The sequence below is a fragment of the Acinetobacter soli genome (assembly GCF_018139125.1).
In the GTDB taxonomy this organism is placed as follows: domain Bacteria; phylum Pseudomonadota; class Gammaproteobacteria; order Pseudomonadales; family Moraxellaceae; genus Acinetobacter; species Acinetobacter soli.
This window is the reverse complement of the sequence record NZ_CP073241.1, coordinates 2,132,091-2,147,307: the sequence shown is the minus strand read 5'-3', so window position 1 is coordinate 2,147,307 and position 15,217 is coordinate 2,132,091. Positions and strand designations below refer to the sequence as shown.

General features: G+C 45.8%; 11 protein-coding genes and 2 tRNA genes. 3 read left to right on the top strand and 10 right to left on the bottom strand.

Annotation, left to right across the window (positions count from 1 at the left end):
* Positions 1-47 precede the first annotated feature (47 nt).
* The 3 genes from KCV09_RS09900 to KCV09_RS09890 all read right to left on the bottom strand — a co-directional run bounded on the left by KCV09_RS09900 (position 48) and on the right by KCV09_RS09890 (position 2,249).
* Complete coding sequence (locus KCV09_RS09900) at positions 48-380, bottom strand: HopJ type III effector protein (RefSeq protein ID WP_004932623.1); 333 nt, start codon at positions 378-380, stop codon at positions 48-50.
* Positions 381-616: 236 nt separating this feature from the next.
* Positions 617-865, bottom strand: a complete 249-nt coding sequence (locus tag KCV09_RS09895) for a type B 50S ribosomal protein L31 (protein ID WP_004932625.1) — start codon at positions 863-865, stop codon at positions 617-619.
* An 85-nt stretch (positions 866-950) separates the two neighbouring features.
* Positions 951-2,249 carry an ABC1 kinase family protein gene (locus KCV09_RS09890; protein WP_004932628.1) on the bottom strand — a complete coding sequence of 433 codons (1,299 nt, stop codon included), beginning with the start codon at positions 2,247-2,249 and terminating at the stop codon, positions 951-953.
* 249 nt (positions 2,250-2,498) lie between these two features.
* On the opposite strand from KCV09_RS09890, the gene KCV09_RS09885 reads away from it, so the two are divergent.
* Positions 2,499-3,755, top strand: a complete 1,257-nt coding sequence (locus KCV09_RS09885; protein ID WP_004932631.1) for an SfnB family sulfur acquisition oxidoreductase — start codon at positions 2,499-2,501, stop codon at positions 3,753-3,755.
* Positions 3,756-3,784: 29 nt separating this feature from the next.
* The gene (locus KCV09_RS09880; RefSeq protein WP_212515093.1) at positions 3,785-5,032 is read left to right on the top strand and encodes an acyl-CoA dehydrogenase family protein; all 1,248 of its coding nucleotides are present in this window, start codon (positions 3,785-3,787) and stop codon (positions 5,030-5,032) included.
* A gap of 21 nt (positions 5,033-5,053) precedes the next feature.
* Here the strand turns inward: KCV09_RS09880 and KCV09_RS09875 are convergent, their stop codons facing one another.
* Entirely contained in the window at positions 5,054-6,403 is a 1,350-nt protein-coding gene (locus KCV09_RS09875) for an MATE family efflux transporter (protein WP_025095336.1), read from the bottom strand.
* 23 nt (positions 6,404-6,426) lie between these two features.
* Complete coding sequence (locus tag KCV09_RS09870) at positions 6,427-6,888, bottom strand: DMT family transporter (protein ID WP_212515092.1); 462 nt, start codon at positions 6,886-6,888, stop codon at positions 6,427-6,429.
* Positions 6,889-7,058: 170 nt separating this feature from the next.
* Between KCV09_RS09870 and hemW the strand changes: the two genes are divergently transcribed.
* On the top strand, positions 7,059-8,165 hold the full coding sequence (gene hemW, locus KCV09_RS09865) for a radical SAM family heme chaperone HemW (protein WP_266098476.1): 1,107 nt from the start codon (positions 7,059-7,061) through the stop codon (positions 8,163-8,165).
* Positions 8,166-8,233: 68 nt separating this feature from the next.
* On the opposite strand, the gene ahpC is transcribed toward hemW, so the two are convergent.
* The 5 genes from ahpC to KCV09_RS09840 all read right to left on the bottom strand — a co-directional run bounded on the left by ahpC (position 8,234) and on the right by KCV09_RS09840 (position 14,779).
* A complete protein-coding gene (gene ahpC, locus KCV09_RS09860; RefSeq protein WP_004932648.1) occupies positions 8,234-8,797 on the bottom strand; it encodes an alkyl hydroperoxide reductase subunit C in 564 nt (187 codons plus the stop codon).
* Positions 8,798-8,997: 200 nt separating this feature from the next.
* Positions 8,998-9,073, bottom strand: a tRNA-Lys gene (locus KCV09_RS09855).
* Positions 9,074-9,182: 109 nt separating this feature from the next.
* Positions 9,183-9,258: transfer RNA gene (locus KCV09_RS09850), tRNA-Lys, on the bottom strand.
* 120 nt (positions 9,259-9,378) lie between these two features.
* On the bottom strand, positions 9,379-11,220 hold the full coding sequence (locus KCV09_RS09845) for a long-chain-acyl-CoA synthetase (RefSeq protein ID WP_212515090.1): 1,842 nt from the start codon (positions 11,218-11,220) through the stop codon (positions 9,379-9,381).
* Positions 11,221-11,404: 184 nt separating this feature from the next.
* Positions 11,405-14,779 (bottom strand): Rne/Rng family ribonuclease, encoded by a 3,375-nt coding sequence (locus tag KCV09_RS09840; RefSeq protein WP_151815834.1) that lies wholly within the window; start codon positions 14,777-14,779, stop codon positions 11,405-11,407.
* Positions 14,780-15,217: the final 438 nt, after the last annotated feature.

Sequence of the window (15,217 nt, the reverse complement as noted above, 5' to 3'; positions counted from 1 at the left end):
ATTATTCCCCAATGCTTTGTTGGGGAATAATCAAAATCTAAAAAGACTTATTTGGCCTGAAGTGCCTTACCTTCAAAAGCCACACCATCCCAGCCATGTTGCATAAACTGACGAATATTTTGATGGTCTGTCCCTTCGGGAGTATTTAAAACGGCAGCATAATGCTCTGCAAACAAGCTTAACGTATCTGCCTGATTCAGCCCTTCAATTTTTGCATAAGACAGTACTTTGGCACTCCCTTGATTTTCTGTTGCGGCATTAGACTGCGCGCCATTTTGAAATGCAGTTGGGGTATGAACAAAATGTGCTTCAATATGAGCCAAGACATCTGCAAATTTGGCTTCGCCATTTTGTAACTGTTGAAGTAATGCCTGAGACATAAGATTCCCTCATTGTATCTGCCGTAAAGGGTTGTAAGCATAACATTGAAGCAAGCAGCAGCTAAATGCTAAATCGAGAAATGAGATCGCTCATGGCGACATGAAGCCATAAAGTGCTGTGGATAACAATGAGCTTATACACAGAATCTGGACACAAAAAAAGAAGCCTAAGTGGAGGAGATAGATCCTTAGGCTTCGAATTCTTTTTACCTTAACGCGATAAACTTAAAATAAAATTAACGTTTAAAGCGCTTAAAGCGTTTGTTGAAGCTCGCAACACGACCTTCATTGCTGGCTTGACGTACTTCACCGGTATAAAACGGATGTGAGGCACTTGAAATATCTAAGGTCACGTATGGATAGACCTTACCTTGGTACTCACGTGTTTGTTTGGTTTGAAGTGTACTGCCAATTAAGAAATATACATCAGCATTGGTGTCATGAAACAATACTTGTTGATACTCTGGATGAATACCTGAACGCATGTCGACCTCGAATAATTAACCAATAATTATGTAATGTTATATTATAACAAATGTTTCAGTCAATGTATACTCTGCTTAAAATTTGTTAACTGGGGTTGGGTACCAGTTCTTCAAACAAATCGTTGAGGTTGTCTTCAACTTTCAAATGAATGAGATTCCAGTAATGTCCGGAAATCGTGCGGTTGACCATCAAGGTGTCGGGCGACGGTCGAAATACATCCCAGTACTTTAACGACTTTTTAACCAGTGTGACGCTGTCATGATAGGCAGAATTTTCTGCAAAGTTATAAGGTTGAGTTAAGGGTCGCAGCAGCACATCAATCCACTGAATATAGAGCTCTTCAGGAAAAGAAGATTTTATGGCAAGTGCTTGTAATGCCTCCAAATGATCTTCAATGGCAGGAATATTGTGTTTGCGTGCAGCATAAATGAGTTGTTTAAAATGTTCTACAATTTCGACACTTAAGGTTTTGACACCGCCAAAATCATAAATCACCACAGTACCATCTGGTCGAAAAGCAAAATTACCCGGATGAGAGTCGCAGTGAAAACGTTTTAAGTAAAACATTTCTTGCCCAAGGGTGCGAATCAATCGACGAGCCAGTGTATTACGCACTTCAAGTGGCCAAGTGCTTGCGGTTTCAAGCGACTCACCATGCTCAAGACTTAAAGTTAAGACGCGTCGGGTCGAATATGCTTTAAATACGCTAGGAATGACCACTTTGGCGTCTAGCGACTGATGAAAGGTTTTAAAAACTTCAAGATTTTGTGCCTCAATTTCGTAATTAAGCTCATCAGATAAGCTTTCTTGAATTTCGGCAAACAGTTTGTCCTGAAGCTTTTTATCGATTTTAATCACGCCCATGAGTCTTAAAGCCAGACGTACCTGTTTCAAGTCACTTTCACAGGCTTCATCTACGCCGGGATACTGAACCTTAACCACAACCTCCTGCCCATCATGCAGTCTGGCCCGATGAACCTGACCAATCGATGCCGCGGCAAAAGGAGTGGGCTCAAAAGATTGAAACGCGACATCGAGCGGTTTTCCGAGTTCTTTTTCGACCTGAGTGCGAATAGTTGCAAAAGGTACGGCAGGTGCCTGACGTTGTAACTTGGCAATCGATTGTGCCACTTCTGGCGGAAAAATATCCTTGTACTGTGAAGCAATTTGCCCCACTTTCATCACCGCACCTTTCATTTCACCCAAGGTTTCTGCGATCTGAATACCAATATCTTGAAATAACTTGGTTTTTGCAGCAAGTTTCTGTTCTTCATCGGCAGTGAGATGTCGAATGGAGTTGGACACGGTTTTGGTTGCAATGCTGGCGGTCATGCCTGCAAGTTTCATAAAACGCCGACCCGGTGAGCTCGCATTTTTTGCCATCTGAAGTACCTTTTCGCTGCGATTTTTTCAATTTTGATCATAGGTGACAAAGTATATATTTCAAAGTTTAAATTGTTTATATGCTGTTAATAATGCCGAGGAAACAAGGGCTTAAATAAATATAATTTTGAGAAAAGCTTAGCAAAAATCAATTCATAAACAATACGTTAATCCATATAAAGCATGGCAAATTTTGGTGATAAGGTGATAGCACAAATAAGTACAAATCAGTTTCAGGACGCACTCACCATGTCGAATTTAAATCTCAACCGTGCGCATGATTCTCGTAATCATCCAGTGCCACATCATTATTTTCAGCATACCGAAAATGCACATCGTATTCGTTCAGACCAAGAGGCCATTGAGATCGCACAGCGGCTGGCCGAGCGTTTTGCCCAAGAGGCATCACAGCGTGATCAAGCACGTCAGTTACCACTAAACGAAGTTCAGGCTTTTTCGCAAAGTGGCCTCTGGGCCATTACCGTGCCAAAAGCATTTGGCGGTGCTGGCGTGTCATATCGTACCTTGGCCGAGGTAATTAAAACCATCTCCAGTGTCGACTCATCTTTGGGGCAGATTCCTCAAAACCACTTGGCTTTTATCGAACATCTTCGGCTCGATGCCAGTGAAGAACAGCAACATTTCTTTTTTGATTTGATTCTTCGAGGCGCGCGTTTAGGCAATGCATTTTCAGAAAAAAATGCCAGAACCGTTGCCGATTTACAGACCACCCTACGCAAAACAGCTACGGGTTATGAATTGAATGGCCAGAAGTTTTTCGCCACCGGCGCATTATTGGCCCACTGGATTCCGGTTGTGGCCATCAATGAAGAAGGGCTTCCGTATGCCGCTTTTATTCCTCAAGGCACCACAGGGCTGAACATTATCAATGACTGGTCGGGTTTTGGTCAGCGTACTACGGCCAGTGGCACTGTAGAGCTCAATCAGGTCGAGGTGACGGAGCAATATCTGGTTCCGATTTATCGGGCATTTGAACGCCCGACGCCGGCAGGTGCAATCTCACAATTTATTCAGGCTGCGGTCGATGCGGGAATTGCTCGCGGTGCAATTGATGAAACCATTCGGTATGTCCGTCAGCACAGTCGCCCATGGATTGATGCGGGCGTCGAACATGCCAGTCAAGACCCGTACACGATTGCCAATATTGGTGATTTAAAAATTAAGCTACGTGCAGCAGAAGCCGTACTTGATCTGGCGGCCGATGAAATTGACCGTGCGATTGCTGAACCGACCGAACAGCAGGTGAATGAAGCCACCTTGCGTGTGGCAGAAGCCAAAGTCCTCACGACAGAAATTGCGCTGCTGGCCAGCAATAAACTGTTCGAATTGTCGGGCACACGTTCGACCTTGTCGGAATTAAATCTAGACCGTCATTGGCGCAATGCGCGCACGCACACTCTACATGATCCTGTGCGCTGGAAATATCATTTGGTGGGCAATTACTACTTAAACGGTATCCACCCGCCACGCCATGCGTGGAGCTAAATTGAAAACGAAAAGAATGGAGAATAAAAATGAGCCAATTTGAACAAATTAAAGAACAGCTTTCACTCGGTGGAGATTATGCGGCCGTTGCAACAAAGTATCGTCCGATTTTCGCCGAAATTGCACAGGGAGCCTTAGCCCGTGAACAGCAGCGGATTTTACCCTTTGAGCAGATTGAACAGTTAAAGCAGGCCGGCTTTGGCGCCGTGCGTGTACCTGTGCGTTATGGTGGCGCAGGGCTGTCTTTACCACAGTTATTTGACCTCCTTACAGAGCTTGCAGCGGCAGATTCCAATATTGTGCAGGCACTACGTGGGCATTTTGCTTTTGTCGAAGATCGACTGGTGGCGCATAAAACCCAATCTCAAAAGCTTTGGTTTGAGCGCTTTGTGGCGGGTGAGCTGGTTGGGAATGCATGGACTGAAGTGGGGAGTGTGCAGATTGGTGATGTGATTACCCGCGTGACCCAAAATGCTACGGGCCAGCGTGTGGTCAGTGGTGAAAAGTATTACTCCACCGGAAGTATTTTTGCCGACTGGGTCGATTTATTTGCCTTCGATGAAGTGAGTCAGCAAAACGTGATTGCCGTGATTAACCGACATGCTTCAGGGGTGGATATTCAAGATGACTGGGATGGCTTTGGCCAGAAAACCACGGGTAGCGGTACGCTGCGCGTGAATGCAGTTGAGGTGCCGATTTCGCATATTTTGCCTTTTGATCAGCGATTTAAGTATCAAACTGCATTTTATCAGGTGGTGCACTTGGCCACGCTAAGTGGTATCGCTCAGGCGGCTGTGGCTAATTTTAGTGAAGAAGTACGTCACCGCACACGAATTTTTAGTCATGGCAATGCTGATCTGGTTCGCCATGATCCCCAAGTGTTACAGGTGATTGGTCAGGCTTCAGCACAAGCCTATGCCAGTGCTGCCATCACACAGCGTGCCGCGGCGGCTTTGCAAGATGCCTATTTAAGTCATTTTGCCGAGCAGCCAGAACAAGACGTTCAGGCCAATATTGCTGCTGAGCTTGAATCGGCACAAGGGCAGGTAGTGATTAGCCGTCTGGTTCTTGAGCTGACTTCGAATCTGTTTAACGCGCTCAGTGCCTCGGCAAGCAGCACGGCCAAACAGCTTGATCGATACTGGCGCAATGCACGTACTGTATCGTCGCATAATCCGATTATTTACAAAGAAAAAGCCATTGGTGATTGGGAGGTCAATCAGGCTGCATTACCATTTGTATGGCAAATCGGAGCCTCTCCTCGGCAGGCCAGCTAACGCATCAAGCTAGCTCAAATATCAAGCCTGCTGTGACAGTTTACGGTTGTTGCTGTACAAGCGTGCCAGCAACAACACACAGGCAATACTCAAGCCTAAAATCAAACCGAGCCAGATACCGGCCGGCCCCATCTCTAAACTGCGTGACAGATACACCCCTACCGGAAATGCGATCACCCAATAGGCCACCAGCGTAATCCACATCGGGCCTTTGGTGTCTTGCATACCACGTAAGCAGCCTGCCGCCCCAATTTGCCATGCGTCCATAAGCTGATAAGCCATTGCAAACAGCAACAACGACAACGCCACATCAAATACCTGTGGATCTTGAGTATAAATTGCAACAATTTGAGGACGGGCAAACCAGATTAAACACATGGTGCACAACGCGAAAAACGTGGCGGTGCCGAGTCCCAGTTTTTGTACACGACGCATTGAAATCCAGTTTTTTTCGCCGTAATACATGCCCACCCGAATGGTCAGTGCAATCGCCAGCGACATTGGAATCATAAAGAGCTGTGAGGTCACAGACATCGCAATTTGATGTGCAGCCACAACCGTATCGCCCAAAGGGCTCAGTACAATTGCACCTGTGCTAAAAATACTGACTTCAAAAAACACCGCCAGACCAATTGGAAAACCCAGTTTTAAAATACGCTTGATGATCTGCGGATCAAGTTTTTCCCAGTGGGTAAAGATTTGCGTCGACTGATAAGCCTTGGCTCGGTACACATAATTGGCCAGTGTAATCAGCATTAACCATTGCAAAATGGCGGTCGCAAAACCACAGCCTGCACTACCCAAATGCGGAATAGGCCCAAGACCATACATAAAAATAAAGTTCAGCGGTACCAGTACCACCAAGGCCAATAAGCTAATCACGGTCACTGGTCTCGGGTGGCCCATGGCCTCCGAATAACCACGTAAGGCTGCGTACATGGTCACGGCCGGCATGCCAAAGCCAATTGCATGTAAAAATAGTCCTGCTTTGGGTTGCAGGCTTTCAGGTACGCCAAGTACAGGCAGCAAAAAGGGCATAGTCTGCAAAATCAGCATGGCAATCAGCCCTAGACACAGCGCCACCCACAGTGACTGACGTACCAGTCCCGGAATTTTTTCTGGTGTTCGTGCACCTTTGGCTTCGGCCACCAAAGGGGTTGTGGCAATCATGATGGCACTAAACAGCAGCATGATTGGCATCCAGAGGCCCACACCGACAGCAATCGCTGCCAAATCATTGGCCGAAAGATGACCGGCCATGATGGTATCAATCAGCCCAAGACCTGCCTGCGCAAATTGCGTGATCAAAATGGGCCACATCAACTGCAAAAGCTGTTTTAATTCAGTACCAAACCCTGAAACATTTGTCACAACACGTTATCCACTTAAAAAGGTTATCGCTGAAATGTAAAGATCACGCCAGCGAAAATCATGATCGCACCCAAGACACGCTGCCAGTTCACGGGAACTTTTTGATTGCCTAGCCAACCGAAATGATCGAGTAACATCGACATACCGAGCTGACCAAAAATGATCACCCCAGACAAGGTCAAAAAACCAAATTTAGGCGCAGTATAAATGCTCACACTAATTGCATAAACCCCTAAAAAGCCGCCTAACCAGAGATACCAAGGAATTTGCCCCAGTTGTGCGAGGCTAGGTTTTGTTGCATCTTCAAAACTGACCAATAAACCAAGGACAATCGTGCCAATCAAAAAAGAAATAAACGCTGCTTGTAAGGGGGAATGTAACGATTCACGCAATTGTGTATTGAGCGCCGTTTGAATGGCCATGGCAATGCCAATACCGAGTGCCAAGGGTAAAAATAATAAGACTTGTGACGAGAGCTTGATCATTCTTTTTCCAGAACTTATTTTTATCTGCTCTCAGTCTAAAGCAATTCGATATGAATTGAAGCCTGTCCTGATTGGGTTCGTGTTAAAATAAGTGGCTTATTTTTGTTTGAGTTTCATTCTTGACTGCTTTGCTTAATCCCACCGATATTCCGCTATCGCTGTATATCCATATGCCGTGGTGTGTACGTAAATGTCCCTATTGTGATTTTAATTCGCATGCGGTACCCAATGGCGCGTTATCTATCGATTTGGAGCAACAGTATCTGCACGCATTGGTGGCCGATTTTGCAACGCAACTGGATTTTGCGCAGGGGCGTGCGATTCATAGTATTTTTATTGGTGGCGGAACACCGTCACTGATTTCGGCGCAGGGCTATCACTGGTTATTTACGCAGTTAAGTGCTCTGATTCCGTTTACATCTGGGTGTGAAATTACGCTTGAAGCCAATCCGGGCACGCTTGAGCATGATCCTTTTGCAGACTATTTGGCAGCCGGTATCAACCGACTTTCACTGGGTGTACAAAGTTTTGATTTGGCACATTTGCAGCGCTTGGGGCGGATTCACAGTGCGCAAAATGCCTTAGATGCCATTGGCTTGGCAAAAAAAGCTGGCTTTCAACGTGTCAATGTCGATCTGATGCACGGTTTGCCACAACAAACCTTTGAAGAAGCCATGTACGACCTGCACTGTGCGGTTGAACGCGGTGCCACGCATATCAGTTGGTATCAACTGACCATTGAACCCAATACGGTTTTTTTTAGAACCCAACCAGTTTTACCCGAAGATGATGTGCTTGAGCAGATCCAGACGGCCGGCGAAGCCTATTTAACCTCACAAGGCTTTATCAATTACGAAGTATCGGCTTGGCGTAAAGAGCAGCCATCGGCACATAATCTCAATTACTGGCAATTCGGTGATTATTTGGCTATTGGGGCAGGGGCACACGGCAAAGTTACACGACCCGACGGCGTTTATCGTTATCAAAAAACCCGTCTACCCAAGGACTATCTGGCCAAGGTGCCTGCCGAGCATGTGCAATGGAAAAAGATCGCAGCAGATGAATTACCGTTTGAGTTTATGATGAATGCCTTGCGACTCAACCAAGGCGTACCGACAGCCTTATATGCTGAGCGAACTGGTTTGGAGATTGACGCAATTACACCGACACTGGAGCAACTGCGCCAGAAAAAGTTATTGCAAGCCGATGTACAGCGTATTGCCTGTACCGAACACGGCCATATGTACTTAAATTCGGTACTCGATGCATTTTTATAAACTTGATCTGTTTCAATAAACAAAAAAAAGCCCCTCAACTGAGCTGAGGGGCTTTTTATATGCCAGTCTTAAATTTTTCCGACCAGATCAATGGATGGTGCGAGTGTGCTGTCACCTTCTTTCCATTTGGCAGGGCAAACCTCACCCGGATGGTTATACACATAATGTGCGGCTTTTACTTTACGCAGTAACTCTTGCGCGTCACGGCCAATCCCACCAGCCGTAATTTCAACAATTTGAATTTTACCGTCTGGATCAATCACAAACGTACCCCGGTCTGCCATGCCTTCAGCCTCAATCAAAACATCGAAGTTTTTGGCAATGCGCCATGTTGGATCACCAATCATTGGATACTGAATTTTGCCAATTGCATCGGAGCTGTCGTGCCATGCCTTATGGGTAAAGTGGGTATCGGTTGAAACCGAATAAATCTCAACGCCCAATTGTTTAAATGCATCGTAGTGTTCTGCAAGGTCTTCAAGTTCTGTCGGGCAAACAAAAGTAAAATCGGCAGGATAGAAAAACACAACAGACCAATGACCTTTCAAATCTGCTTCGGTCAAATCGACAAACTGACCTTTTGAATATGCAGTGGCCTGAAAAGGTTTGATTTCGGTGTTGATTAAACTCATAACTTGCGCCTCTAAATAAATATATATAATTGCTTGAAGAGAGGATTAGCTTAAAAGATTTTTAATCATCGTAAAAACAGAAAATTTTTATAAAATTGATCGAATATTTAGATTTTTACTTTGAATGGATTTAAATCTAGATTTTTAGAATGAACCAATAAAAAAAGCCTTAGTCATTATGCTAAGGCTTTTTTAGAATCTGGTGGGTCGTCCGCGACTCGAACGCGGGACCAACGGATTAAAAGTCCGCTGCTCTACCAACTGAGCTAACGACCCTGAGTATTTTAAAGCAAGGCTTTAAAAACATTGCAAGATCAGATGTTTTCTTGATCTTACAAGAAAGAAGTTGGTAATTTAGGCTTCTTTCATCAGATCAAACAATAAGTGGTGGGTCGTCCGCGACTCGAACGCGGGACCAACGGATTAAAAGTCCGCTGCTCTACCAACTGAGCTAACGACCCTGTATCGTTTGATGGAGCGTATTGTAGCAAGTTATTCAGCTAACACAAGAGGAAAATTCAAAACAATTGCATAACTGTTTATAAAAAGCACGATTTCCTCTTGTTTAGCTAAAAAATGAACTAAAAACGGTACTTATATGCCTGAATGTTATCAAAAATGTCTTTGGTCACATCACAATAAGCCGATTCGCCAGGTAATAAAACCAGCAATCTTTCCTCGGTTTTGTTGGGATCAAAGGCCTGTTCTTTGAGCTTGTTCTTTTGATATTTGAACGTTCCCGTTGTTTCGACGATTTCTTGTACACGTAAAAAAACCGGAACAGCATAGGCGGGCAGACATTTTTTAAATGTACTTGCCATGTGGCTCAAATCTTGATCATTCAGTTCTGCATGATCGGCCAATGTGATGGCCGCCATTCCCGCGCGGCCATTGGTGTGCGGAATTTCAACACCATATACTACGGCCTCGACAATTTTATCGTGTTCGCAGAGCATATTTTCAACTTCAGTGGTCGAGACGTTTTCACCTTTCCAGCGGAAGGTATCTCCCAAGCGATCAACAAATTGTGCATGACGAAAGCCAATGTCACGTACCAAATCACCCGTATTGAAATAGGCATCGCCTTTTTTCAGCACATTTTTTAAAATCACGGCTTTGTTTTTCTCTGGATCGGTGTATCCATCGAAAGGAGAACGACGGGTAATTTTACCGACCAACAAGCCCACTTCACCAGTTTTTACTTTCTGGCAAAATCCATCTTTGTCGCGAATCGGCTCATTTTTCTCTTTATCAAATGCAATCACGGCATACGGCGTTGGAGAAAAACCGACAGTATTATCAAAATTAAAAATATTGCTAAAACCGACATTGCCTTCACTTGATGCGTACAGCTCTAAAATTTCATCGACACCGAAGCGTTGCTTGAATTTATCCCAAATATTCGGACGCATACCATTACCAATCATTTTGGTTACGCGATGGCTCCGATCTAACTCGGTGGCAGGGGCATCCATGAGATAACGACACAATTCTCCCACGTAACCAATGGCAGAGGCATTAAACTTTTTTACATCTTTCCAGAATGCACTGGTCGAATATTTGCGACGTAAGGCCAAAGTTGCACTGCCTGCAATCACGCCACACCAGCACACCACAATGCCCGTAGCATGGTAGAGCGGGAGCGTTACATACATCACATCGTCGGGATTCAGATCAAGCACATGCCCATACGTACCATAGGCTAGTGTCCAGCGACTATGGGTAAAGATCACCGCTTTAGGTAATCCTGTGGTACCTGAGGTATAGATATAAAACAGACCATCTTTGCCTTGAACGGTATGGGTCGTAGGTGGGTTAAATTTTGGGAAATGGTCAATTTGCTCGGCCAGATTGATATATCCGTGCGGTGCGGTGCCCACGTCTTGACGTGTGGCCTGATCGGCAAACCAATGAAAACGGTCTTCATTGATATTTAAGTCAGCACGAATTTCATCAATACAGTGATGTACTTCATCACCAAAAATTAGTGCAATCGGTTTGACCAGATTAATACTATGACTGAGCACCTTGCCCGTTTGTGAGGTATTGACCAACGCAATTGTCACGCCAATCTTTGCTAGTGCAATCACGGTAGCCAACAATTCAGAGCGGTTTTCAAGCATGACCGCAATCACATCGCCTTTACGCGCGCCCAATGACAGATAGTAATGCGCAATCTGATTGGCCCACTCATTGAGTTCTTGATAGGTATAGCGCTCATCTTCAAATAGTAAAGCAGCCCCATCCGGATTACGCTTCACGGCTTTTTCAAAAGCAATACCGAGGCCCGCAGGCGAAGCAGAAGTGCGTAAATAGGCTTGTTTGAGTCCATGAAGAAGGTGTGGCACCTTTGGAATCAATTGTGGAATTTTCGCGGCAACAGCCCCAAGCGTAATAATATCAGTCTGTGTGGTCTGGCTCATATACATCCTATTTATTTTTCGATCAATCCAATTATGGTGACGCATCTGCAGAAAAAAATTTCATCTAGAACTGTTCTTTTACGGCCTTTGTTCTAGTGCAATCAACCTAATCTCACAAAAGTATCAAAAAAAACCTAGTCACCGAAATGACTAGGTTTCTTTTAATGATCTGCAATTATGCAAATCATTCGGTACTAGAGGTGGTTTTCTTCGGTGGGCGACCACGTGGACGACGAGGGCGGGCCGGTTTGTCCTGATCTGCATTGGCAGTATTTTCAGACGCCTTAGCCGGTGCTTTGTTTGCTTTGGCTTTGGTCGGTTCCTTCTTTACTGGTGTTGCTTGCTCGATTTCAGGAAGCGAGGCTTGCACAGCATCTGCTGCTTGATTCTCTGAGGCCACAGGTGCTGGGTCTGCTGCCGCATCTGTCGCTTGCTCTGTTGTTGGTACAGCCTCTGCCGAGACAGTTGCTGGCGTTTCTTGAGCAGCATCTGCTACAGGCACATCTATCGTAGCAGATTGTGCGACGACTTCTGCCGTTTGCGGTGCATCTGCTTGTGCCTGCTCAGCAGCGTGCGCTTGCTTGGCTTGTACATGCGCTTGCTCAGCAGCTTGCTTGGCCAAACGGCGACGCTCACGCGGATCGTTGGCAACGCGGCTCAGATCAGCCTTCGGTGGTGTGAGCGGTAAAACCGCTGCTGGTTCAGCTTCTTCAACAGGCTTATTGTTTGGAAGCTCTGCATCACGGGTCACTGGCTTTTTATCTTCAGCTTTACCTTCAGACTCGCCTACCACCAATGTAGCGGCATATTGCTCAGTGAATTTCACTAAGGCACGGTTAAAGGTGGGTACCAGACCAAACTGTTCGATTAGAACCGTACAGTCTTCACCATACACATGACGGATCAGGCTGCTAATGGTGTACTGACCGAGTGTTGGCACTTGAGATGGCGTGATCTTCGGTGCTTGTACTTTCGCCTGATGCTGTCCACGTTGTTGACGACGACGCATACGCGGATCGTTACTGGCACGTTTCACTTCTGAAGATGCAGCGACTGGTTCAGCCACCTCTGTGGTTTCAGTGGCTGGAACATCCGCTTTGGGCGCCACTTCCGTTTTTGCAGGTTGAGTCGGTGCTTTGTGCTCAGCTTTCGCCTGATGTACTTTTGCTGGTGCTGCGGCATCACGTTTTGGCTGCTGAGGCTGACCATTTAAGGCCACAATTTCACTTTTTGCAGTATCGACATTGATCACTAGCGCGGTTGCCAGTACGTCGTCACGCGGTGCATCGACCTGTTCTACACGAACCTGACGCTCATCTGCAACAGCAGGTGCAGGTTTTGGTTGTGCATTGTCCTCATTTAATACGCTTTGATCGCGATAACGATTCGGGCGGTTTGGACGTTGCTGATTGCGGTCACGACGCGGCACATGTTGGGTTTCTTCATGTGACGTTTCGTTATGCTGTTGCTGTTCAGGTTGGTGACGCTTTTGATTGCGTTTAAGGTCACGTTGTTCCTGACGCGACAACTGCACAGTTTCTTCATGCACTTGTTGTGAAGCTTCTTGCACTGGGGCATGGTGTTCACGATGCTCTTTGTGTTTACGCTTTTTGTTGTTCTGACGCTGCTGCTGCGGTTTTTCGTCTTTTTCGTTGGACTCGCGTGGCTCATGTTTGGCTTGCGGCTGCGACATATAGACGTTGTTTGCAGTTGGTGCTGCCGCAGGTGCAGCGGTCTGTGCTGGCACGGCTGCTGGATTTACCTGACCAAACTGACCACGGCTGACTGCGCCGTTGTTGACCATTTGTTCAATCGCAGCGGCTGCATTTTGTGCCGAACGAGATTGGTCTGTGGTTTGAGCTTGTTTCTGAACAAACAAGTTTTCAAGCCAAGCACATGCGCTGGCTGACTTTTGTGGTGCAGCAGCCACTTGAGCGGCTTGTTTCGGCGATTGCTTGGTTTTTGCTGCCTCTACCGCTGGTGCAGCAGCATGAGTGTGTTCAGCTTCTTCTAAATGCCAACCTGAAGATTCATAACCCAGCTCTTTTTCGCTAGAACGTGTTGCTTCTGTGCGTTCGTAGCTTGATGGTGCAAAACCTTCAGGGTTGTACTGGATTTCATAATGTGGTGTTTCAAGATGCGGGTGAGGTAGAACCGTCACGCGTACACCTGACGTCTGCTCAAGATAAACCAAGCTATGACGTTTTTCGTTTAGCAAAAATGCTGCGATTTCAACTGGAACTTCAACCTGCACTTCACCATGACGTTCACGCAAAGCAATCTCTTCGACTTTACGCATAATTGAAAGTGACAGTGAACGCAGATCACGTACCATACCGGTGCCATGACAACGCGGGCAGACATAACCGGTTGCTTCTTCAAGCGACGGACGTAAGCGCTGACGGCTCATTTCCATCAAACCAAAGCGTGAGAGCTGACCAAATTGGATACGCGCACGATCACTTTGCGTAGCTTCACGTAATTTAGCTTCAACCATACGCTGGTTACGGTCTTTGGTCATGTCAATAAAGTCGATCACGACCAAACCGCCAATGTCGCGTAAACGCAATTGACGCGCAATTTCTTCAGCAGCTTCTAGGTTGGTATTCAGCGCCGTTTCTTCAACATCATGACCACGTGTAGATTTGGCCGAGTTGATATCGATTGATACAAGCGCTTCGGTTTGATCAATTACGATCGAACCACCAGAAGGCAATTTCACTTCACGCTCGTAAGCTGTTTGAATCTGGCTTTCAATTGCAAAGTGCGCAAACAATGGTTCATTGAGCGTATAGGTTTTGAGTTTGTCGAGCTGACGCGGCATCACTGCTTTTACAAAGTTGTAGGCTTCGTTATAGGCTTGCTCGCTATCAATCAAAATTTCAGCTACATCATCACGCAAGTAATCACGAATGGCACGTGTGACTACACCTGCTTCTTGGTGAACCAGCATTGGTGATGGGCCAGAACTTGAAGTGCTTTGAATTTGGCTCCACAAATCTAGAAGATGTTGGAGATCCAGTTGCAATTCTTCCTGTGAACGGCCAATCCCTGCTGTACGGACAATCACACTCATGCCACGTGGCATATTCAGTGATGCCAGCATTTCTTTGAGTTCTTCGCGCACTGAACCCGAAATTTGACGGCTGATACCGCCACCTTTTGGATTGTTTGGCATGAGTACCAAATAACGCCCAGCAAGTGAAATAAAGGTAGAGAGTGCAGCGCCTTTATTACCACGCTCTTCTTTTTCGACTTGAACTAAAAGTTCAGTACCTTCGGTGATCAGTTCACGGATATTTGAAGTTTGGCGCGGGTCGGCGTGTAAATACGAATTTGCAATTTCGCGCATCGACAAAAAGCCCTGACGCTGAGCGCCATACTCAACAAAAACAGCCTCTAGAGACGGCTCAACGCGAGTAACATGACCTTTATAGATGTTTGATTTTTTTTGTTCGCGGGTACGATTTTCTAAGTCAAAATCGTAAAGACGATTACCAGTGATAAGTGCAACGCGGACTTCTTCAGCGTGAGTTGCATTAATCAACATACGTTTCATGGGTGTGACACCTAATAGTGACTCACTCAGATCACTGCGATGATCAGCTGCACAAACATCAATCCTTTGTATCAGGACTGGAACTCAGCAAGTGTGGTCCAGATCGTGACGTCCGATTAGTGCATAATGCTTCGGCTCAATAACGGTTTTGATGTTGGCGATACTGCATTGATTGTGGTGCAATCAACGTGCTTGAATTTCTTCACTGGCGGGTAAGCGGTGTATTGGATGATAACTTTCACTGTCACTGAGCTTGAAGATCCTTCTTATGAAGTCTTGATACGGAATGTTCATCGTATCAGTGCTATTTGGCAGTTCCAATACATCAACACTTTAGCCTGAAAAAACCCTCATGGCGCAATGTATCTGATGTGCATCAGTTTACGTTTAATAACCAACGTGTGGGTTGGCGACATATTTCTTTAAACAAACTGTTGT